The organism is Massilia aurea (assembly GCF_014200505.1).
In the GTDB taxonomy this organism is placed as follows: Bacteria; Pseudomonadota; Gammaproteobacteria; order Burkholderiales; family Burkholderiaceae_D; genus Telluria; species Telluria aurea_B.
In genome coordinates, this window is sequence record NZ_JACHBX010000001.1 from 2,094,191 (window position 1) to 2,115,546 (window position 21,356).

At 57.2% G+C, this 21,356-nt stretch carries 18 protein-coding genes and 2 pseudogenes; 4 read left to right on the plus strand and 16 right to left on the minus strand.

From position 1 onward, the window contains the following. Positions 1-144 precede the first annotated feature (144 nt). Together HD842_RS09170 and HD842_RS09175 are read left to right on the plus strand one after the other, a co-directional pair. Positions 145-2,886, plus strand: a complete 2,742-nt coding sequence (locus HD842_RS09170) for a TonB-dependent receptor (RefSeq protein WP_183553335.1) — start codon at positions 145-147, stop codon at positions 2,884-2,886. A gap of 189 nt (positions 2,887-3,075) precedes the next feature. After that, positions 3,076-3,672: a PEP-CTERM sorting domain-containing protein gene (locus HD842_RS09175; RefSeq protein ID WP_183553337.1), complete on the plus strand. Its 597-nt coding sequence runs from the start codon at positions 3,076-3,078 to the stop codon at positions 3,670-3,672. Between the two features lie 33 nt (positions 3,673-3,705). On the opposite strand, the gene HD842_RS09180 is transcribed toward HD842_RS09175, so the two are convergent. The 3 genes and pseudogenes from HD842_RS09180 to HD842_RS09190 form a co-directional block, all read right to left on the minus strand. Beyond that, the gene (locus HD842_RS09180) at positions 3,706-4,092 is read right to left on the minus strand and encodes a hypothetical protein (protein ID WP_183553339.1); all 387 of its coding nucleotides are present in this window, start codon (positions 4,090-4,092) and stop codon (positions 3,706-3,708) included. 141 nt (positions 4,093-4,233) lie between these two features. Continuing rightward, the gene (locus HD842_RS09185; protein WP_183553341.1) at positions 4,234-4,656 is read right to left on the minus strand and encodes a VOC family protein; all 423 of its coding nucleotides are present in this window, start codon (positions 4,654-4,656) and stop codon (positions 4,234-4,236) included. Between the two features lie 52 nt (positions 4,657-4,708). Next, a pseudogene (locus HD842_RS09190) lies at positions 4,709-5,946 on the minus strand (alpha-hydroxy acid oxidase). Positions 5,947-6,034: 88 nt separating this feature from the next. Between HD842_RS09190 and HD842_RS09195 the strand changes: the two are divergent. After that, positions 6,035-6,925: a LysR family transcriptional regulator gene (locus HD842_RS09195; protein ID WP_183553343.1), complete on the plus strand. Its 891-nt coding sequence runs from the start codon at positions 6,035-6,037 to the stop codon at positions 6,923-6,925. Between the two features lie 9 nt (positions 6,926-6,934). Here HD842_RS09195 and HD842_RS24050 read toward each other — a convergent pair. Then, positions 6,935-7,932: pseudogene (locus HD842_RS24050) on the minus strand (Bug family tripartite tricarboxylate transporter substrate binding protein). A 78-nt stretch (positions 7,933-8,010) separates the two neighbouring features. Next, a complete protein-coding gene (locus HD842_RS09205; protein ID WP_183553345.1) occupies positions 8,011-8,952 on the minus strand; it encodes a dihydrodipicolinate synthase family protein in 942 nt (313 codons plus the stop codon). Between the two features lie 297 nt (positions 8,953-9,249). Between HD842_RS09205 and HD842_RS09210 the strand changes: the two genes are divergently transcribed. Beyond that, positions 9,250-11,451 (plus strand): EAL domain-containing response regulator, encoded by a 2,202-nt coding sequence (locus HD842_RS09210; protein WP_183553347.1) that lies wholly within the window; start codon positions 9,250-9,252, stop codon positions 11,449-11,451. A 66-nt stretch (positions 11,452-11,517) separates the two neighbouring features. On the opposite strand, the gene HD842_RS09215 is transcribed toward HD842_RS09210, so the two are convergent. From HD842_RS09215 to HD842_RS09265, 11 genes are all read right to left on the minus strand, one after another. After that, the gene (locus HD842_RS09215; protein ID WP_183553349.1) at positions 11,518-11,892 is read right to left on the minus strand and encodes a hypothetical protein; all 375 of its coding nucleotides are present in this window, start codon (positions 11,890-11,892) and stop codon (positions 11,518-11,520) included. Between the two features lie 300 nt (positions 11,893-12,192). Further along, positions 12,193-12,567, minus strand: a complete 375-nt coding sequence (locus tag HD842_RS09220) for a hypothetical protein (protein WP_183553351.1) — start codon at positions 12,565-12,567, stop codon at positions 12,193-12,195. Positions 12,568-12,750: 183 nt separating this feature from the next. Beyond that, the gene (locus tag HD842_RS09225) at positions 12,751-13,413 is read right to left on the minus strand and encodes a hypothetical protein (protein ID WP_183553353.1); all 663 of its coding nucleotides are present in this window, start codon (positions 13,411-13,413) and stop codon (positions 12,751-12,753) included. Between the two features lie 101 nt (positions 13,414-13,514). After that, on the minus strand, positions 13,515-13,919 hold the full coding sequence (locus tag HD842_RS09230; protein ID WP_183553355.1) for a hypothetical protein: 405 nt from the start codon (positions 13,917-13,919) through the stop codon (positions 13,515-13,517). Between the two features lie 353 nt (positions 13,920-14,272). Then, positions 14,273-14,743: a hypothetical protein gene (locus HD842_RS09235; RefSeq protein WP_183553357.1), complete on the minus strand. Its 471-nt coding sequence runs from the start codon at positions 14,741-14,743 to the stop codon at positions 14,273-14,275. 38 nt (positions 14,744-14,781) lie between these two features. Then, positions 14,782-15,702: a DUF4123 domain-containing protein gene (locus tag HD842_RS09240; RefSeq protein ID WP_183553359.1), complete on the minus strand. Its 921-nt coding sequence runs from the start codon at positions 15,700-15,702 to the stop codon at positions 14,782-14,784. Positions 15,703-16,171: 469 nt separating this feature from the next. Beyond that, complete coding sequence (locus HD842_RS09245) at positions 16,172-16,447, minus strand: hypothetical protein (protein ID WP_183553361.1); 276 nt, start codon at positions 16,445-16,447, stop codon at positions 16,172-16,174. Between the two features lie 17 nt (positions 16,448-16,464). After that, positions 16,465-17,319: a type VI secretion system Vgr family protein gene (locus HD842_RS09250; protein ID WP_183553363.1), complete on the minus strand. Its 855-nt coding sequence runs from the start codon at positions 17,317-17,319 to the stop codon at positions 16,465-16,467. Beyond that, positions 17,271-18,326, minus strand: coding sequence for a T6SS immunity protein Tli4 family protein (locus HD842_RS09255; protein WP_183553365.1), 1,056 nt, complete (start codon positions 18,324-18,326; stop codon positions 17,271-17,273). The genes HD842_RS09250 and HD842_RS09255 overlap by 49 nt, the downstream gene beginning before the upstream one ends. A 186-nt stretch (positions 18,327-18,512) precedes the next feature. Next, the gene (locus tag HD842_RS09260; protein ID WP_183553367.1) at positions 18,513-19,274 is read right to left on the minus strand and encodes a DUF3304 domain-containing protein; all 762 of its coding nucleotides are present in this window, start codon (positions 19,272-19,274) and stop codon (positions 18,513-18,515) included. 379 nt (positions 19,275-19,653) lie between these two features. Continuing rightward, positions 19,654-20,415 carry a DUF3304 domain-containing protein gene (locus HD842_RS09265; RefSeq protein WP_183553369.1) on the minus strand — a complete coding sequence of 254 codons (762 nt, stop codon included), beginning with the start codon at positions 20,413-20,415 and terminating at the stop codon, positions 19,654-19,656. Positions 20,416-21,356: the final 941 nt, after the last annotated feature.

The following is a 21,356-nucleotide window of genomic DNA, read 5'->3' on the forward strand; positions in this document are numbered from 1 at the left end:
GCCCGTCGAAAGGCGCGGCGGTTTTTTTACGCACCCGCGTACCATATTTACAACATCCATTCATCCCTCTCCACTTGTTGCATCCCTTCAACCCTGCGCACGTTTAATATCAATCAATGCGCTTTATGTGACAACGGAGAATTGATGAATACGAATTTGAAAGCAGGCGCCCGCGCCGTGCGTGGCGTGCTCCTGGCATGCGCCGGAACGACCATCGCCCTGGCGAGCCTGCCCTTGGCTGCGCAGACGTTGCCGGCGGTGTCGGCAGCGGAGTTGCCGCGCGTCGAAGTCACGGGCTCGGCGATCCGCCGCGTGCAGTCTGAAACTGCGCTACCGGTGCAAACGATTTCACGTGCCGAGATCGAGAAAACGGGCGTGACCACCGCTGCTGAATTGATGGGCCGGGTCTCGGCCAACAGCAACGGCCTGACCGACGGCGCCAGCATCAACGTCGGCGGCGACCAGCGTGGTTTCAACAGCGCCAACCTGCGCGGCATCGGTACTTCATCGACGCTGGTACTGCTCAATGGCCGGCGCATGGCCAACTTCGCCTCGCCCGGCGACGACAGCGGCGTTGACCTGAACAATATCCCGGCAGCGGCGCTCGAGCGCGTCGAAGTGCTACTCGACGGTGCATCGGCGCTGTATGGCACCGACGCCATCGGCGGCGTCATCAACTTCATCACCCGCAAGGACTTCCAGGGACTGGAAGCGAACGTGTACGTCGGCACGACCGACGAAGGCGGCGCCGGCAAGCGCACCGCCAGCCTCAGCGCCGGCAAGGGCGTACTTGAGCGCGATGGCTACAACATCTTCGCCGTGGCTGACTTCCAGCGCACCAATCCCCTGAACACGTCGCAGCGCAGCTTCATCCCCGGCCTGCAGGTCGAGCAGCGCCTCGGTCACCTGCTGTCGAGCTACACGAGTCCGGCCAATATCCGGCTGACTTCGGCCCAGCGCGACCATCTGCAGGAGATCGGTTTCACACTCAATGGCAAGCCGATCACGAACCGCCTGATCAACCTGTCGGTCCCGGGCTGCGCGCCGCCGGCCAATGTGTACCTGCCGGATGGCACGGGCGGCGTCGATGCATGCACCTATAACTATATGGGCGACACCGAGCTGTATCCGAAGTCCGAAAAAGCCAGCGTGCTCAGCCGCGCCGTGATCAAGCTGGGTGGCTCGCACCAGGCCTATGCCGAAGTGGCGCTCAGCCGCGCCAAGACCGACTACACCGGCTCGTCGGCGCGCGTGGCGGGCTACGTCGATTATTCACGGGTGCCGCAACTGGCCGGCACCGGCCTGGACGGGTTGGACGACGATATCCCGGGCGAACTGGAATTGCGCATGCGCCTGAACGAAGCGGGCCAGCGCACCAGCACCCTCACCAGCGAAGGCGTGCGTTTTGTCGTTGGCGTGACGGGCACCGTGGGCGGCTGGGATTACGACACCGCGTACAACCACAGCGTCAACACCGTCAAGGACCGCGACACCCATGGCTACCTGCTCTACAACGAGCTGCTCGAAGGGATTGCCGATGGCCGCATCAACCCGTTCGGCCCATCGAGCCCGGAAGGCCGGGCGCTGATCGACAGCATCCAGGTCGACGATGTCGTGCGCCGCGCGCGCGGCACGCTCGACGCCGTCGACGTCAAGTTGTCACGCGCCCTGATGCCGATGGCCGGCGGCGACCTGGCGGTGGCCATCGGCGGTGAAGCACGGCGCGAAAAGAACCAGTTTACGCCATCGGCCCTGCTCCTGAGCGACAACATCAACAATGACGCGGCGCCCGAAGGCGGCCGCGCCACCAGCGACAGCCGCGATGTGGCTGCGGTGTACGGCGAAGTGCTGGTGCCGTTCGCCAAACAGTGGGAAGCGCAGCTGTCGGCACGCTACGACCTCTACGAAAATGTGGGCGGCGCGACCAGTCCGAAGATCGGCCTGACCTACCGGCCAAGCGACGCGCTGCTGCTGCGCGGCTCGGCCGGCCGGGGCTTCCGCGCGCCGTCGATGACTGAGCTGTACCGTCCGACCGTCTACAGCAGCACGGCCACCCTGCCCGATCCGGTGTATTGCGCCACGGTCGAGAACAATTATTCGGACTGCGCCGACAATTGGGACACGCGCCGCTACAGCAACGACGCGCTGAAACCCGAGCGCAGCCGCCAGTTCTCGCTGGGGGCCGTGTTTGCCGCCGGCAAGCATGTCAGCGCGTCGCTCGACTACTGGAACATCAAGCGTACGAACCTCATCAGCGAAATCGGCGACGACATCATCCTCGGCAACCTGGCCAAGTACGGCGACCTGGTATATCGCGACGAGGATGGGCTGATCGACTACATCGAACTGCGCAAGGACAACCGCGGCGCGCAACTGGCGCGCGGCCTCGACCTGGCGCTGACGGTACGCGGCGTCGATACCGCCATCGGCCGCTTTGGCGGGCGCCTGAACGGCACCTATGTGCTGACGTCCAAAATCCAGAATGCGCCTGGCGATGCGTTCGTGAGCAATCTGAACCGCTTCGTGACCGACGGCGTGGTCCAGCGCTGGCGCCACACGGTCAGTGTCGACTGGGATCGCGGGCCCCTCTCGGCCAGCTTGCAAAATACGTTCTCGAGCGGCTACGAAGACCAGAACACGGCAATCAATATCGACAATGGCAGCGTGGTGGCGGCCAACCGGGTCAAGCGCTATTCGCTTTGGGATTTGTCGGGCGCGTATGCAGTCAATACGAACCTGAAACTGCGCGTGGGTATCCAGAATCTGTTCGACACGAGTCCGCCCTATTCCAACCAGGCGTATTACTTTTTGTCCGGTTACGACCCAAGCTATACGGATCCGCGTGGGCGCCGTTTTTATGCCAGTGCGAATTATTCGTTCAAATAAGGCTTGAGCGGTCTTGACGGGATTTCGCCAGCCAGCGGAATCCCGAATGACCATGTCGAAGAAGCTTACATCCGTAAATACAGCAACAAGCACCAGTTAAAATTTCTATTGGAATCAGATGGTTGAAACCAGTTGAAGGCATGGCATGGTTACTGCTAGTTACAAGGCTCACACTAACCGGAGAACACCATGTCCCTGCGTTCGCTAAAAAACCTGCTGGTCGGCCTGTCGTTGCTGGTTTGCTCCTCTGCCTTTGCCGTACCGTTTGTGGTCAATGTGGCCGGGGTGCAAAGTTTCGGTGCGCCGGGAGCTGCCGGAAATACGATCTTTACCCTCAACGTGGGGGCAGGCTCGCGGGTTATCGGTATCGCTTACGACGTCAATATCACGGCATACACGCCAAGCTATTTGTCCGAGATCGGCGTGTATTTCAGCAATTCTGCGCAATCGGAATACTTCTATTTCACCCCGGGTTTTCAAGACGAGAATTCTGGCACCGGCAGCTATGTCAATTCATTTGACCTGATCCAACTCGGCCTGGACCTTACGGTCGGTGCCGATGGCCTCCTGCGACTGGAATTCTTCGAGGATTTCAATGATGCGGCAGTATCGCCGGACGGCATCTGGAACTTCGGCACGATCACCCTGGATGTGACGGGAGATAACGTGCCTGGGGGCCCGGGCACCAACATCCCTGAGCCGGCAACGGGCATGCTGATGGGTGCTGGCCTGGCGCTGATGGGCTTTACCGCGCGTCGTCGCCGCTCAGGCGGCAGGGCGGCGTAAGCAGCCATCTGGCGCAGTCGCTTGTTCGCTGCGTCAGAGAGACTGGTTCTCGATACGAACCAGTCTCCAGCAATCGTCCATTTTGAAATAATACGACACCAGGTAATCAGTGTCGGGCTTGGCCAGATTGACCCGCGCCGTCGACGCCGTCACGTCTTCCAGTTGCATGACAAGTGCGTTGTCCTTGCGTTCCTGCACCAGGGGCATGACGGGAAATTCAGCCGACTGGACCGTGGTGTAGATCCGTTGCACCGCTTCGTCACTGGAAAATCGCTGAATGAAAAATGAAATGTCCTGGGCAGGGCAAACGGACGCCGACGTGGTCGCGGGCGCATCCGACTGGGTGTTCAACTGCGCCGCCTGGCCATGGCCTGCTGCCAGCAGCAGCAGCGCGAAGAATAGCTTGTCCAAACCACCCACATTGACCTCCCGGATCGAATTCCCTCAAAAGTGACATATCGCGATCTGGCCGCCACGCGGTCGACGGATCGACCGATGTGCTTGCCTCGCAACCTGTACCTGAGTCTACCAGAAGGCCAACTGCGCCCGGAACACGATCGGTTACCTGGCAAACACCTGGCTGATGTCGCCGAAGGCCTTGAACTCGAGGGCATTGCCGGACGGATCGAGGAAGAACATCGTTGCCTGCTCTCCCACCTGGCCCTTGAAGCGTACGTGCGGCTCGATCACGAACCGCGTACCGGCCTGGCGCAGCGTGGCAGCGAGCGCTTCCCATTGCCCCATGGGCAGGATCGCGCCGAAATGTCGCACTGGCACATCGTCGCCATCGACCGCGTTGGTTGCTGCAGCCCCGAGTTCATCGGGCGCCAGATGGGCCACGAGCTGGTGGCCATAAAAATTGAAATCGATCCACGCGTCGGAACTACGGCCTTCCGGGCATCCGAGCAGCTCGCCGTAGAAGCGCCGGGTCTCGGCCAGATCGCGTACGGGGAAGGCAAGATGAAACAGGGGAATCGACTGCATGACAGCTCCTTGTGGTGGCGGTACGATGTTCAACGGTGGTGTGACCAGATGGTCAGCGCTGCGCGACGAGGTGCGCGCGCGCATCGAGCGCAGCGATGCGCGTCACGCCCAGCATCGCCATATTGCGCGAAATTTCCTGTTGCAGTAAGCCGGCCGCGTGCTCTGCCCCTGCCTGGCCGCCCACGGCGGCGGCATAGGCAAACGGCCGCCCGACAAACACGAACCTGGCGCCCAGCGCCAGTGCCTTGAGCACATCCGCGCCGCGCCGGATGCCGCTGTCGAGCATGACAGGAATATCGGGACAGGCCGCGACGATACCTGGCATTGCGCGCAGCGGCGCGATCGCGCCGTCGAGCTGCCGGCCGCCATGGTTCGACACGATGATGCCGTCAGCGCCCAGCGCGCATGCGGTCCGGGCGTCGTCCTGATGCAGGATCCCCTTGATGATGAGAACGCCGGGCCATTGCGCGCGGATCAGGCGCACATGTTCCCAGTTCAGGTGCGCGCGGCCGGTAAAGCCCCGGGTGACCGAAGGCGACAGGATCGGCGCGCCCCGCTGCGCAAAATTGTTCTCGAAATGGGGCATGCCATGCCGGACCAGCGTGCGCAAGAAGGTCCCGAACAGCCAGCGTGGATGCGAGATGCCCTGCCAGGCCAGGCCAGGCCAAGGCTGGGCCGTAGCGGCGACGAGAACCCGGCGCGGGCAAAATTGTCCGGGTTGGGGGCGACCGGCGTGTCCACCGTGATCACCAGATGGCGAAACCCCGCGTTGCCAATGCGTTCGATCAGCGCGGTGATGTCGGGCACATCGCCAGGCAGATAGGCCTGGAACCAGGCGTCCGGCTGCGCGCTGGCCACGGTTTCCAGTGGGATCAGCGACGAGCCGCTCATGATCATCGGAATCGCCGCATGCGCCGCCGCCCGCGCCAGCACCAGGTCGCCCCGATAAGCCGACAGCGCGCTCAGGCCAAGGGGCGCGATGCCGAACGGCGCAGCATAGTCGCGCCCGAACAGCGTTGTTGCCGTACTGCGTACCGAGACATCGTTGAGCACACGGGGCACGAAACGGTAATCGTCGAACGCGCTGCGGTTGTCGTCGAAACTGCGGCGGGTCTCGGCCGCCATCGCGATATAGCCGAATACCGGCCGCGGCAAATGACGACGTGCTGCACCTTCGAAGTCATCCAGACACCGGAGCCTGCACAGGCGGGCCGGCAACGCTATGGCGGCTTGCCGGGGGGCAGCGGCCGTGGGAGCGCTGCCGGCGGTAATGGCTGTGGTCATGGGCATTGGAAGAACGTCGAAACACTATTGTGCCCGCCGCGAGAAGCAAGGACAATTTCATCTTCGCTAGGTGTGAATGAAGAGAAAGTTGATTATGGAAACGCGCTTCCTGGACAGTTTCGTGACGATCGCCGAATGCGGATCAATGGCCGAAGCCGCGCGGCGCCTGAACGTGACGCCAACCGCGCTCGCGCAGCGCGTGCGCGTGCTCGAAGACGAGCTGCATGTGAAGCTGATCGAGCGCAGCGGCCGCACGGTCCAGCTGACCGAAGGCGGCGCCCGCGTGCTGGCCCGCGCGCGCCGCTTCCAGCGCGAAGTACGTGAACTCAAGGCGGCGGCGTCCGAGGATGCGTTCGCCGGCGAACTACGGTTGGGCACGATTTCGACGGCGCTGACCGGCATGTTGCCCGCCATCCTGTCGACACTCGCCAAACTGCATCCGAAGGTCGATGTCTTCATCGAGGCCGATGTATCGCGCCTGCTGTACCACAATGTCCTGAGCGAGGCACTCGATGCCGCATTGCTGATCGAGCCGCAATTTGCCATTCCCAAATCGCTCGTCTGGCGCACGCTGCGCTCCGAGCCGCTGGTCGTGCTGGCGCCGACGGCGCTCGCGCATATCCCGGCCCTCGAGCTGCTGGCAACGCAACCGCTGATCCGCTACGACCGCAACAACTGGGGCGGCCAGCTTGCCGACCGCTACCTGCAGGCGCAGCAGATTTTCCCGCGCGAACGCTTCGAACTCGACGCGCTCGATGCGATCGCACTGCTGGTCGAACGGGGGCTGGGGGTATCCCTGGTGCCGGACTGGCCGCGCGCCTGGCCGCTGCCGCCCGGCGTCTCGATCGTTCCGCTGGATGGTGCGGCGCCGCAGCGCACGCTGGGCCTGTTATGGCGCGCCCGCTCGCCATTCAGCCGCTTGCTGGAGGAACTGCTCGATGAATGCGCGGCGCGCGATCCGTCGCCCCAGCTTGAGCGAGCATGATGCGCCGGCCTACTCGGCCCTGATGTTCGCGTTGCGCAGCAGGCCAGCCCACTTCGGCACCTCCAGCCGCATATACGCCTTCAGTTCGGCCGACGTGCCACCGCCGGCCGTCAACCCCTGCTGCTCGAGCTTTGCACGCACGTCAGCCGAGGCCAGGCTCTTTTTTACCTCTGCGTTGAGCCGGTCAACGATGGGTTGCGGGGTACCGGCCGGCACGAACATCCCGAACCACGTCAGGGCCTCGAAGCCAGGCAACCCGGATTCGGCAACCGTCGGAATGTCGGGCGCTGCGCTGCTGCGCTGCAGGCTGCTCACTGCAATCGCCCGCAGCTTGCCGCTCTTGATATGCGGCAGCAGCGATGGCAGGTTGCCAACATGACCGGGATCTGGTTGCCCAGCACATCGGCGATGGCATTGGCTTCGCCCTTGTAGGGCACATGCACCATATTGACCTTTCCCATCGACGCAAACAGTTCGGCCGCCACGTGCTGGGGGCCACCCAGACCGGACGAGCCGTACGACAACCCCTCTTTTTGCGCTCGTGCGTAGGCCAGCAGTTCCTGCACATTCCTGGCCGGCACGCCAGGGTTGACCACCATGACCATCGGCACCGAGGCCAGCAGCGAAATCGGCGTGAAGTCGGCCACCGGGTCGACTTTCATCTTCGGGTAGATGCTTGGTGCGACCACCATCGTCGACTGCGTCGCCACCAGGATGCTGTAGCCGTCGGCCGGCGCCTTGGCCGCCTGCTCGGCCGCGATGATGCCGGTGGCGCCGGGCCGGTTTTCTACATAGAACGAGCCACCCATGCTTCTGCCCATGCTTTGCGAGAGCAGCCGCGCGACATTGTCGACCGCGCCGCCGGGAGAAAAGCCGACGATGACCTTGACGGGCTTGGACGGATACGTGTCCGCCAGCGCCCATGCCGGGACCATGCCGGCGCACAGCACGACGCTGATGACGCTGACGACCCTGCGCCTGGGGATACCGCTTTGTTTGATAGCCATGGAACTTGTCTCCAATATATTGTTATGAATTACTTCGTTCTGGCATGCGTGGATCACACTGAAAAACAGCGAACGGCGCTACAGCATGTCCTCCACATGCGGCATCGTGAAGCCGAGCTCGTCCAGTTCGCGTTCGAGCTTGCGTGATTGGTCGGGCGTCAATTCGATCAAGGGCGGGCGCACCGTGCGCCACGCTTCGTCCCCGGTCTTCCATGCCAGCGCCGCCTTCATCGCTGCGATCAGTGGAAATTGCTGGAACACGGCGCGGGTCTGGTCCAGCGACTGTTGCTGAGCGTCGAGGTCGGCATCGGCGCCGGCGCGCTGCCAGCTGTCGTACAGCGCCACCATGGGCGCCGGATTGACATTGCCGGTGGCCGTGATACAGCCGGCGCCCCCGCCGCGCAGCGTGGCCAGCAACAGGGTTTCGCTGCCGGCGAACACGTCAAAGCCCTCGGGCTGGAAGTGCCTGAGCATCGCATCGGTATTGGTCCAGTCGCCGGAGCTGTCCTTGACGCCGGCAATCGTGCCGGGATAGGCCTTGAGCAGCCGCTCGATCAATGCCAGGCTGATCGGGATTTGCGTGACTGGTGGAATGTGATACAGGTAGATCTTCAGGCGCGGATCGGCGACGGCGTCGATCACTGCGGCGAAGCTGCGAAACAGGCCTTCGTCGCTGACACCCTTGTAATAGAACGGCGGCAGCATCAGGACGCCCCCGCAGCCAGCGTCGACGGCATGCCGGGTCAGTTCGATGGCGTCAGCTGCAGCGCACGCACCAGTCCCGGGCATCATCTGCGCGGCGGGCAAGCCGGCATCGAGCAAGGCGTCGAGCAGCCGGTGTTTTTCCGTCAGCGCCAGCGAGGTCGCTTCCGAATTGGTGCCAAAGATCGACAGGCCGACTTGCTGCCTGATGAGCCACTGGCAATGGCGGATGAAGCGTGCGACGGAAGGCGTCTGGTCGGCATCGAAAGGCGTGAGCACGGGCGAAAAGACACCGCGAAGTCGTTGACTGGAAGGCATAAAGTATCCCGCGTGATGGGTGAACACAAGTACTACGGGATCATTCTAGGGAGCTGGTGCGCAAACAAAACAGCATTCTCGACAGTTCATCATCAAGAAAAAGTGGAGCGTGCCGCGGCATTTCTGTCGTCATACAGGAACGAAACCCATCTGACATGACGCATTTCTGCACACGATTGCATTGTCATGCCTCAAATGCAACGGATAAGCTGGCATTATGTGGAAGATAAGACATGAACGTCTGCAGCGCTCACGGGCGCCAGGCATAGAAAATCGCACGGCACTGACAGAATGACGATGAATCGATTTCGAACTACCGGACTCCCGGCCAGCATCCGGGGCACGTTGCCCACTCATCTTGACGCATCCGCCACCCCTTCTTCCCACCGTCCCCGCCTCTTGCTGGTCGACGACGAGCCGCGTGTGCTGGCCTCGCTGCAGGAAATGCTCAAAGGCAGCGGCTACGCCATCACGACGGCCGACAGCGGCACTGCCGCGCTGGCGTGCCTGGCAGAGATGCGCTTCGACCTGGTGCTGCTCGACCTGTTGATGATGGATGTCGATGGCCACCAGGTCATGGACTTCATCAATCAGCAAGACACGAAAGCCGACGTCATCGTTGTCAGCGGCACCGTCGGCATCGAGTCGGCCATCGGCGCGCTGAAGCGCGGCGCCCACGATTACCTGCGCAAGCCGTTCAGCCGCGAAGAATTGCTGCGCACGGTGGACAATGCGCTCAGGCAGCGCGACCTGCAGCAGATCAACCGTCGCATGGTAGCAGCGCTTGCGCTGTCCGAGAAAAAATACCGTTACCTGGTCGACGCCTCGCCCGACATGATCTACATGCTCGGTCATGAAGGCCGCTTCACCTACGTCAATGACCGCGCGTGCCAGATGCTGGGCTACGAACGGGAAGAACTGCTGGGCCAGCACTACACGGCGCTGCTGCACGCCGAAGACCATGAACGCGCACTCTACGTGTTCAATGAGCGGCGCGTCGGCGAGCGGGCCTCGCGCGACGTCGAGCTGCGCGTGACATGCCGCGCGGGCCCGACGCACACGCACGACGCTGCCGACACGTCCGTGATAACGATCTCGCTCAACGCGATCGGCATGCACCGTGAAAAACGCGATCCGCACACGCCTACCTATGTCGGCACCTACGGCATCGCGCGCGACGTGAGCGCGCGCAAGCGTGCCGAGGCGGTCATCCATCACCAGGCCTACCACGACATCCTGACCGACCTGCCCAACCGCGTGCTGTTCAAGGACCGGCTCGGCCTGGCAATGCTACAGGCCCGGCGCAAGCACACCGAGCTGGCCGTGATGTTCATCGACCTGGACCGCTTCAAGCTCGTCAACGACACGCTCGGCCACGGCCATGGCGACAAATTGCTGCAGCAGGTGGCGCTGCGCCTGAAGGATTGCCTGCGCAAGGGCGACACGCTGGCGCGCCAGGGTGGCGACGAATTCACGATCGTGCTGCCCGACCTGCGCTCGCGCGACGATGCACGCGTGGTCGCCGACAAGTTCATCGAACGGCTGCAACAACCGTTCGACCTGAGCGGCAACGAGGTGCATATTTCGGCGTCGATCGGCGTGGCCATCTACCCCGAACACGGCGAATCGATCGACGAATTGCTGCGCAATGCCGACATCGCGATGTACCGCGTGAAGGACCTCGGCAAGAATGGCCACGCCTTCTACGACCCGTCGATGCACGATGCGCTGCACCAGAACGTCGCGCTCGAACAGCATCTGCGCCGCGCGCTCGAACGCAATGAACTCGAGATGTACTACCAGCCGCAGATCGACGCCGCCAGTGGCCGCATCATCGGCGCCGAAGCGCTGATGCGCTGGAACCATCCGGTACGCGGCCTGATCATGCCCGGCGAGTTCCTGCCGTTCGCTGAAGAAAGCGGCCTGATCGTGCCGATCTCGGAGTGGATGATCGACACCCTGTGCCGCGACATGGCGCACTGGGGCACGGACGGCGCGGACCCGCTGACGCTGTCGCTGAATCTGTCGCCGCATTATCTCGACCACAGCAAATTCTTCGAAACGATGCGCAATGCCTTGCAGCGCTACGACATTGGCCCCGGGCGGATTGCCGTGGAGATCACGGAAAACATCTGCATCCGCAATCCGCAATATGCGATCGAGCAGCTGAAAAAACTTGGGCAGTTGGGTGTGTCGGTGGCCATTGACGATTTTGGCACCGGGTATTCGTCGCTCGCGTATCTGCACCGGTTTCCGATCCACACCATCAAGATCGACCAGTCCTTCGTGCAGCAGATCAGCGACGAAGACGGGCATTATCCGGTCGTGCTGGCGATCATCTCGATTTCACGCGGCCTGAATCTCGACCTGGTGGCCGAAGGCGTGGAAACCGAAGTACAGGCGCGCTATCTGCGCGCCCACGGATGTTCGACGATGCAGGGCTTTTTGTTTCACCGGCCAATGCCGCTGGGGGGCTTTGTCAACGTGCTCAATTCGTAAGCCGCTGCATGGGCACGTCGTGGTTGCCCCTCTTGGCTGGCTTTGTAGGGACGTTGGCCGCGGAGATCATTGACCACCCGCACCATCGCGCGCTATGGCAATACCGCGCTGCGTCCGGTCAGGTACCCCCGCCGAGGTTGTCAACTCGACGGTGTCATCCGGATAGATATGCACACCGAGAAATTTTGCCCCCTGCACGACGGTGTCAAGGCGCAGCGGATTCCGATTTGCGACTGTCTCGCCATTGCGTGGTGTGCCCTTGGGGCCATCAAGCCGCCAGGTGACGGTTTTCTGCCCCAACGCGAACGAGACGCCGGTGAAGATCCCGCCACCGGTAGCCGGATACGCCTCGCTGGTTTCGCCGACCTTACCGTCGATGTAGACATCGAAGATGGGCCGGTCAAGATAATTGAAAAGCACAACATCCAATACGACTTTCATTGATTTCGCCTCACAAACATGTGCTACAGGCAGGAAGGCGATCGCCCCGAGAAGATGGCGCCGCTTCATTGCTGCAACAAGAAGTTTGCCGTTTCTGACTTCAACATTTGATTCTCAAAAAAGTTTTTTGAACTTGCCAGACTCGAGCAGCTGATAGCGCTTCTTCCCATCGTCGTCTAAACCAAGTTGATTTGCTTATCACAGTGTAGCCGCCTTGCGATATTGCCGGTTTCGTCGAAAAACGGCGACAGGTCTTTTAAATAGGTTTAACAACACGCTTCTGCTATCGGGAAGATGTTGTCAGCCATGGTCTCTTCCTGCCTCTGCCATCTCCAATTGGCCACGCTCACTAACCTGAGGAAAACCGACTGATGGAATAAGCTCTACTGTGTAGTCGGGATAGACGTGTATGCCCAAATACTTTCCACCCCGGATAGAAACAAGTTCCGGACTGTTTTTACTGGTAACCGTGTCACCGTTATTTTTCATTCCAGGCGGCCCGCTCAGTCGCCATGTCACTTTTTTCGCACCCAACGCAAGACTTATTCCCATCATCACTCCACTGCCGGTGCCGGGATATTTATCCGAACTACCATCGATAGTTTCATCGATTAGCAGCTCAAAAATTGGGCGGTTCAGATAATTGAATAAAACAACGTCAAAGTTCGCTTTCATCGATTCAACTTTGCATGCATTAACAAGCGCGAAACATATCCCTGCGCCTATCAAAGTGCGACGATCAATTCGTGAAAAAAACTTATGATCAAACATTGAAAGCAACCTTGGAAAAAATTAACTTCACTGGAGAATCGATAGCTTCTGCATTTATTCTATGGAGCAGAGCGGCAATCTGACTGCTCATTCCCTGTGAGGTGTACGAGGAATCCCGAAGAATGGGTTATCGATTTCATTTTTACAAAATTGACCTTCAGGGAGCACAGCTGCATGTTGCTCTACCAGACTAGATGAAAGCGGTTTTTCTGTTTGAAAAGTTGCAAGCGTTGCTTTAACAGTTCCGTCAACAAGAAAATGTAATATAACCTTGTCCACTTTGATATCACTTTCGGCAGGTTGTACATCTACAATAGCTTCGCACCAAGCACTACCACGCCCGCGCCCTTTAAGGCTGCGTATGTCGCGCTGATCACTCAATTTTCCGTCAAACGAATCAAGATCGTAAATCACGCTCCATACCACTTTTATTTTTAATGGCTTGTCAGTTGCTTTATTCCAAATCAAACAACAGGTATCGCCACCACCAGCTACCTCCTGGCCATTATCAAGCAGCGTTTCACCAGAATTTCGGAAAAATACCGATCCACCATTAGCTGCATTTTCAACATCGAAAGGGATTGAAACGTCCTTGTATAAAATACTGAAAATGTCATATTTTGTGTAGTTGTATGCAGTTGTAGTAAAAGTCGTCTCATTAAGCTTTTCCAGTCTACGCGCTTCGTCTTCTTTTGAAATGCAACCCAATAGAAAGGAAACAACCGCTAATGCACATATAAAATTTTTCATCAACTCATCACCCAGGGAGCTAATAGCATCGCTTCATCAATGGATTCGGCGTGCCTTTTTAGATGTTGCGATTACGTGCTTCTTCCATCGCAACATCATCGTTAATCATGATCTCTTCCTGCCTCTGCCATTTCTTGTTGACCACGCTGGCTAACCCGTGGAATACCAACTGATGGGATCAGATCTACTGTGTAGTCAGGATAAACGTGTATGCCCAGATAACGTCCACCTGGAATAGCAACAAGTTCAGGACTATTTTTACTGGTAATAGTTTCACCGTTATTTTTCATTCCAGGCGGCCCATCCAGCCGCCAAGTCACTTTTTTTTGACCCAATGAAATTCCGACCCCAATCATAATACCGCTTCCGGTACCAGGGTATGCATCGGAACTGGCATCAACAGTTCCATCGATCAGCAATTCAAAAATTGGACGATCCAAATAATTAAATAAAACGACGTCAAAACTGGGTTTCGTTAACTTAGCATCGCATGCGTTTGTCAACATAACACATACCCCTGCACCCAGTAATCTTCGGCGATTGACCCTTGGAACGCCTTCACAATTTTTCATTGGCTTCAACTTTCGGCAACAGTTCAACTGCATCGGAAAGTCGATATCTTCTGCTCTTATTATTCGTGACAGATCGGCAACATCGACATCTTTATACCACGGACTTTCCGATCCTTGGCGACTGCGTGGGCAATTGCGACGAATACTTCCTTAAGCCGGACATTTTACGCAGCTCAGCCTGGCACAACCGGGATTTGTCGCCATCGCCTTGCCACAAATCCTCGGCACGGTGAAGGGAGGCTCTCGGAGACATCGCGGGTGTCGCAACACAAACGGTCACCGCATCATCAGCCGGAGCCATACTCCCGCGCCATGGCCACCCCACGCGGATGCAAGTCAGGAATCCCGATCGACGTCGTCAAATCGGCGGTATCGTCTGGATAAATATGCACACCCAGGTACTTGGCACCCTGAGTAACGGTATCGAGGCGTAACGGGTTCTTATTGGAAATGGTGTCGCCATTGCGCGGCGTCCCTTTGGGACCATCGAGCCGCCAGGTCACTGTCTTTGGGCCCAGGTCGAAGGGCACACCAGTAATAATGCCGGCGCCTGTGGCGGGATAGGCGTCACTGCCGCGGCCAACCTTACCATCAATAAACACGTCGAAGATCGGGCGGTTTAGATAGTTGAACAGCACGACATTCAGCGTGGCCTTCATCGGTTTCGCCTCACAAAAGGATGCAGCAGAAAGAGTGGCGACGGCGCTGAGGAAATGACGCCGGTTCGTTCCCGCAAAAGGCATTTTGATATTTTTCATTTTGACCTTGTAACATTCGCCCAACGCGCGCCACTTCGTCACGGCTCAGTCGGTGTGGACGACGGCAGCAAATCGATCGCGTCATCAAATGTGATGTCTCCACGCTCGACACGTGCCATCAGCGCGGTGATTTGTGCGTCCCCGTTCCAGCGTTCGCGGTAAATGAGGGTCATGCAGACATAGTTGACCAGATCATGCATCGAGACCAGACCGATGGCGCGTGCGCCAGCCAGTGTCTTTTTCACATAAGCATAGCGCAAGGCCTCAGGAACATCTCGAAGCAGATTGGGCTGGTTCAGATCGACGAAGTACAACACATGATCTGGCACCCCAGCTTCAACCAGTTCATCGACCTGCGTCTGTGTCAAAAGCAGCGGCGCCGACAAGCGTACTGGCGGCGTGGCGCCAACATCCACCGTATGCTGACGGCCGTCGCGGTCCCAATACCACCAGCCGGTCAGCCCGCCCAACAGCAGTGCGCGCTGGGCCCTGTCAAGTACCGGTCCCTTTACATGCAGTGTGACATCGTCCAGCTGTCCAACCAGGGTGCCGAGGATCGCCGGGTCCCAGAATCCAAAGAGCATGTCGTAGTCATCTGGCAGGCGGATTTCGGTAAACTGTTTGAGCTGCGCGAACATGACATCGAACGACAAGGTACTGGCAACCACGGTCAGGCTCGGTTTGAGCGGCGCTGGCTGGCCGAGCCAGCGCGCAATCCATTGCCAGGCGAGGCTGCCTAGATCCGGTGGCGCCAGTTGAACGAGGTGCGGCGACTCTCCCGCCAGCGGACTGCCCTGAGGCGCTCCCAGCAGGCACCTCATCGCGGCGCCGGAGCCATCGATGGCGTCGGGCAGCGTAGCGTCTTGCGCGCTGTCGGCAATGGCATACCAGCGCCAGTCGGGATGCTGCGAAGCCAGTATTGCAAGTCCGGAAATATGCGGGTGCGTGACCACTTTCATACCCGTTTGCTGATGAACGCAGTGCGCTGTCTGGCACGCTTGGCCAGGCATTCAACGCACAACGGCTCAACCGGTGTGGCCGATGCGTGGCTAGCGGTGGCCAACACGGACACGCTGTCCAGCGCCCCCAGTAGCCAGCGCCGGGTGAACCGTGTGGCGTTTCGTAACGATATCTTCATTGCAAAAGCCTAAGTTCCCTATTGATGAATGCGACGCACTGCCCCGCTCGCTTGACGAGGGACATACAAGCACCCGCCTGCGGCAAGAACAGCGGCTTGCAGTTCACTCCCTGCTGCCCGTGACGCTTACTTTCTGCAGCATGAATCGTGATCTTGTCCGGACACTGCACCGAAATATTTCCTCTTTGATCGAGGTATTCGCTTCACTCCCCGTCAACAGGCCAATTGGCGGGGATTCTCAAGCGATCCTTGCTTCCATCCTCAGCCCACATGCCCATCTTTCTCCGGCATCAATTGGCTCCCCGCAAGAAGTACACCTTGCATACTTTGTCTGGGAAACGTGTCATAGAGTCGGACGGCATTTGAGTGCTGGTTTTTTTCGGTAAATTATAGCGCCACCCAATGGCGTTGTCGGCGATCTCTGTCCCCTGCTGGTTAATCAGCACGCCGACAATGTCCGGCAAGCGCCGCGTATCTGAAAGGCGAAAATTGTATCGTTTGCCGTCAGCTTCCACTACGCACCAAGCCGACAGACGCTCGGCAAACCACTCCGCCGTTTCAAGCATCGTGATCCCACTAATCATCAGAGAACCGTCGCGACGGAACAGGGTTGCGCGGCAATGGCGATGATCGCCGACCTGCTGTTGGGCAGCTTGCCAGCGTCCAGCGCGACCGGTTTCAAGAGCACCTCGCTGCGCGCAGCGTCTACGTTCCGCCGCTGGCCATACTCTAACCGGCCGTCAGGATTGCCGGCCACGGCGCTTCCTTGTCGTCGAGCTTGCTGGTGTTCGCTTTCTTCACACCCAGATGCTGGGGACGCCACTGTCTGCTGCGTCGGGGCGGCGGAACTGGCGGTATCGCCCAGCTTGACGGCTCGCTTGAGCAGCGCGATGCCCGTTACGTTGTCACCGGCCGGTTCGGGCACATCTACACTGTGCGTGGTCTTGTCACTCGTTACCCAAAGGCCAATAGCGGCGTGCACGGTGCCGTAGCCGTCGATGCGCAGTGCGGCGCCCAGGCCGCACAGGCAAGCGCGAAGAGTGTCGGCCCTGTGGATCAGGTGGCCCAAGTTCAGTCCGCTAGCTGCGTAGCTGCTGTTGAGTTGAATGCGGCCATGGCAGTCGGTATTGTCGAACACCAGGTGGTTATAGCCGCTGCCACCGATTTCCTTACTGTCGATGCCCCACCACGCGGCGCTGCTGCAGCGACGGGCTATGGCCGCTGCCGTGCAAGCGAAAGCGGACTGGTGGCGCCAGCCAAGTTGCCTTGTGAACTGGCTGCGCATGCAATGTAAACCGCCGCGTCCACGTATCCTTTTGTTTCGCGCGATTTTGATAATTTTGCTTTTCTGCCCGTGGCGGCGGCAGTCCATCGCGCGGAGCCAAGTAGTCAGCGTGCGCTCATTCTCGATCTGATCGAGCGAGTTGTCGAATCCCAAAGACTTATAATTTCTGCCTCACTTAAATTGGTTGGGGGCAAATTATCTGTCAATGGATTTTTCGCGTCGAGTTCAACATGGATCTGCGGCTGCCCAATCGACGGATTACGGCGCATAGTCTCTAAAGCGAATCCATATTTTTTATATTTAGCATTGCCATCACCAAGAATAATCCAACTCAACCACTCTTCAGCCTGCATTGAAGAAATATTTAATTCACCTTTCCGTAGCACTTTATTGTTCGCAGCAAAAGCACGCAGCAATGAGCTGGGGCCATTAAGCCGCTGAAGCAAGCTTTCTTCCGGATCTGGCACATACGTGTCATATTCAACCCCTAAAAATATTCCTGGAAAATCGCTGCTAGAAAAGGAATACTTAGCGTACTCTCTCTCAGACTGACCATATACATCAATTTCTCCCAAACAGAAACCAGATTGATCAGATCCGTTTTTACTTGGCTTTATATTATCTAAAAAATATTGTAATTTTTTTTCGGACTCGGGAAATTTATTTTGGTAAGACGTTGATTGTGCTATGTAGTATGAATCCCCAATAAGTGAATGCACTTCCGTCAGGAAGGATGTATCGATGATTTGGATTCTGAAAAGATGCGAGATTCCCCCAATTTTACGCGACTCTCTCAAAATTCCTGTTCGCTCTCGCGCCTCTGAAACGATTTCCGCTTTTCTGGCATTAATTAAATTCTGAAAGTCACTGCGAGAAATTCCCGACCTTACCAAGCTCATTTGAATTTCAATTTCTTCGTCGTCGGACTGAGCACGAACTGGAATAAAAACAGCCGTCAATCCGTCTGAAGAAACGAAACTTTCAGGCAACGCTATCGAATGTCTCCCAATGCAAAATGTTTTAACATCTTTTAGTTTATTAGACAATACCGTGTTCCCCGTTCGACTTCTGTCGCATCCAACAGAAGATAGAACAATAAGTATTACTAGTAGGAATTTCTTCATGGTGAATATACAAGCTAACTGATTTTTTAATTGCATAGCGGGTGGCCCTCTGTTGTCGGCATCTCCGCTTTTTTTATATTATATGAAATGCTTGGCATTCGTAGTGACACCTGTGCACGCTTCTCAAAACCTACTACGATACCTCGATATTCCTCTGAAAGAAATATCTTGTTTATATACGCACGCTCAAAGTTTTAAGAGAATTTAGGGACAGAGCTACGGTCATGGTTTCGCCTTAAATATTTGCTGAAGTTTTAATTCTGAATGCCTTAGCCCATCAACGTATCTCTTCTTCAAATAAGCTGAGAATGCTGGGTCTTCTGGCCCAGTAAATTCCGAAACCTCCTCGCGGTTGTATCTCTTATGTAATTCCCAAGATTTGCGAAGATCCTGCTGTGATTTGGCTTGAAGACCTGATAAAAGATTTCGATTGTTTTCAACGCTATCTTCCGCTAAATTGCGATATAATTCCCACCGTTCACGCCTATACTCCAATGATGGCTCAGGCCACCCTTTCACTCGCCCCGACCAGTCGGGGTGGTCCGGCTGGACATTGCTAAATACCAGTTCGATTGCGCCCTCTTTCGTGCGCAAAACCCACAATGCCGCCACTTCCCTATCGGGAAAACGAGGTAACTCGACCATATGCACCTGCGTAATCTCTTCGAGCTTTTTTTCTGGTCCCTTTTCTGTCCAGTGCGTTGCCTGTACTTGCACTTGGATGCCGGGTGCCCATCGCTTCGGCAACTGATAGCAGCACATAGTGCCGCCCGCACTGAACGGGCTAATGTGTTCGCCTCCACCAGAATTCGACGGATCTTTTGGGTCTCCAACCACGTACTGGAATGACTCACCCGTATAATTAACGCCATGAAGGCTGACTGACACGCCGTTGCTCGAAGTCGCCGTGGAAGGCGTCAACACCGCACATGCAGTGAGCAGAATTGGGAGAATACTAAGCAGTAACCGGCGAATCGTCATCATTTGTTCTCATATTGTCAGTTATCCAAGTGGCAAAATGCCCCCGAAGGGCTGCCAAATCATTCGTCGTATTCATACTCAGGCAGGCAGCACACCAGAGTATAGTATCGTCACCGTCTATTTTCCGTTCGCGTGCAAGCGACAGTGCCGACGACAACAGGGCATGTCGCTGAGGCGCTGGCAAGTGCGTCGTTTCGCCGCGGTATTCCAATCTTGCCCAGATCTCGTCCGGTTCACTGTCGCTGATCAAGCGATTGAATTGACTCTGGTCCAGTTTCGCGCGTGCTGTGATCGGACACTCGCCCGTAGGCGACTGATAACGTATTACCTTTATCTTTAGCAATGACATAAGTGCTAGGAATGAAATAACAGGATTCTTAAATCATGGTCGCGCTTTCATGATTTTCTCAAGACGGTATTTTGATCTACGCAAACCCTCAGCATAACGTTTCTCAACATATCGAATATATGCAGGATCTTCTAATCCAGAAAATTCCTTAATTTCATCCCAAGCGTGTATCTTGTCCGAAGCCCATGCCAATTGAAGCTCAGACTTGGGCGATCTACTCAGTTCTACAATAGACTCTTGGTAATCTCGCACGTTAATTTCCGCAAGTTTCCTTTCTAACTCCCACCGCTCCAGCATGAATTCGCGCGATGGCACCGACCAACCCTTGATGTTTCCAGGCCATTGCGGATGATCAGGTTGCAAGTCGCTTGAAACAATATCAATGCCACCATCGGATCTGCGCAGAACCCATAATTCTCCAGCTTTTCCATTCGCGTAGGCTGGTAGTTCAACTGTATGCTTCTTTTCAATAGCAGAAATCTCTTCTTCACTCCCTGTCGACAACCAATACCTCGATTCAACTTCAATGACCGTTCCGGGCAACCACTTGGCAGGAAGTTTGAAACAGCAAACGATGCCGCCAGCGGCATATGGCCCAATGTGTTCTCCACCACCATTATTCTTTTCATCGCGTGGATCAACAACAGAAAACTCAAAAGGGTGCTCAGTGTAGTTAACGCCATGTATACTTACTGAAACTTGATCACCTGACCTTGACGCGCCAGATTCTCCTCGAGGACTGCAGCTGCATAGCAAAAGCAAAAATGTGCTAAACAGTATTTTGTAGATCATCATTGAATCGCCCTGTCAACTCTCTCTAAAAATTCAAAATACATGTGGTACGTTGACGTGACTTTCTGTCGCAACCGTGGCCAATAACTTGGCACACTATCTCAATGTTGCAGTGTGGTCGAGATTATGTTGGCAAGCAACCTGCACCGCCTCTCCGAGCAGATCATGCCGCTCTGACGGCAAGCCATCCCGAGCGGCCCCGCCATACTGCAGCCGAACCCATATCTCGTCAGCTTCACTATCCCCGATCACCCTTGCAAACTGCGCTTCACTTAACCTAGCACTCGCTGTAATCCCGGCCGCTGGTCCACAGCAATCGATCGGCAGCGCTGCCCAAGCCCCGTTCCTGGCCATGTAATGCCAGCTCCGGGCATTACCCGCAAGCTCACGCTGCTGCTGAGGCATGATAACGGCGAAGATGGCACGCAGTCGCCGCGTGTCGGGAAACCTGAAATTGAAATAGCCTCCCCCGGTAGCGACAGTGCGCCAAGCAACGAGTCATTCAGCAAGTACGTCGTTACCGTCGCTAGTAACAACCGCGCTCAATCTGGGTAGCCCCTCGCATCGTTCCAGGACGTGACGTAGTGCCTTGTCGCCCGCAGCGAATGGCACCAGAAATGGCGATACGTCTCTTAAGCTATCGTTGCAGCCAGGAAGCCACTCGAATAACAAGGCCGGCTCGCTGGTTCTGCCAAGGTGCCAAAAGAGGCCAGGTATGAACATGCCGTCGATCAACAGTACAAGCTGAGCGTCGGCAGGCAGTTGCCGCTATTGCGCCAGCAGTTCAACATGCCAATTAGTCTGGTATGAATCGATCAGCAGCCCCGCCCGCCGTCAACAGGCTCATGCTCTTGGCGCTGCCCAGTCAACGTGCGCAAGCGTGCAATGTTCAAATGCGCCTTGGTGGCACTTGCTTTGACCTAGTTATTTCGTGCTCCGTCAAA

Excerpts from the sequence above, each read along its gene's own strand:
- HD842_RS09170 (WP_183553335.1), top strand. The coding sequence starts at position 145 with ATGAATACGAATTTGAAAGCAGGCGCCCGCGCCGTGCGTGGCGTGCTC.
- HD842_RS09175 (WP_183553337.1), top strand. The coding sequence starts at position 3,076 with ATGTCCCTGCGTTCGCTAAAAAACCTGCTGGTCGGCCTGTCGTTGCTG.
- HD842_RS09185 (WP_183553341.1), bottom strand. The coding sequence starts at position 4,656 with ATGCAGTCGATTCCCCTGTTTCATCTTGCCTTCCCCGTACGCGATCTG.
- HD842_RS09195 (WP_183553343.1), top strand. The coding sequence starts at position 6,035 with ATGGAAACGCGCTTCCTGGACAGTTTCGTGACGATCGCCGAATGCGGA.
- HD842_RS09205 (WP_183553345.1), bottom strand. The coding sequence starts at position 8,952 with ATGCCTTCCAGTCAACGACTTCGCGGTGTCTTTTCGCCCGTGCTCACG.
- HD842_RS09210 (WP_183553347.1), top strand. The coding sequence starts at position 9,250 with ATGAATCGATTTCGAACTACCGGACTCCCGGCCAGCATCCGGGGCACG.
- HD842_RS09215 (WP_183553349.1), bottom strand. The coding sequence starts at position 11,892 with ATGAAAGTCGTATTGGATGTTGTGCTTTTCAATTATCTTGACCGGCCC.
- HD842_RS09220 (WP_183553351.1), bottom strand. The coding sequence starts at position 12,567 with ATGAAAGCGAACTTTGACGTTGTTTTATTCAATTATCTGAACCGCCCA.
- HD842_RS09225 (WP_183553353.1), bottom strand. The coding sequence starts at position 13,413 with ATGAAAAATTTTATATGTGCATTAGCGGTTGTTTCCTTTCTATTGGGT.
- HD842_RS09230 (WP_183553355.1), bottom strand. The coding sequence starts at position 13,919 with ATGTTGACAAACGCATGCGATGCTAAGTTAACGAAACCCAGTTTTGAC.
- HD842_RS09235 (WP_183553357.1), bottom strand. The coding sequence starts at position 14,743 with ATGAAAAATATCAAAATGCCTTTTGCGGGAACGAACCGGCGTCATTTC.
- HD842_RS09240 (WP_183553359.1), bottom strand. The coding sequence starts at position 15,702 with ATGAAAGTGGTCACGCACCCGCATATTTCCGGACTTGCAATACTGGCT.
- HD842_RS09245 (WP_183553361.1), bottom strand. The coding sequence starts at position 16,447 with ATGCTTGAAACGGCGGAGTGGTTTGCCGAGCGTCTGTCGGCTTGGTGC.
- HD842_RS09255 (WP_183553365.1), bottom strand. The coding sequence starts at position 18,326 with ATGCAATTAAAAAATCAGTTAGCTTGTATATTCACCATGAAGAAATTC.
- HD842_RS09260 (WP_183553367.1), bottom strand. The coding sequence starts at position 19,274 with ATGATGACGATTCGCCGGTTACTGCTTAGTATTCTCCCAATTCTGCTC.
- HD842_RS09265 (WP_183553369.1), bottom strand. The coding sequence starts at position 20,415 with ATGATGATCTACAAAATACTGTTTAGCACATTTTTGCTTTTGCTATGC.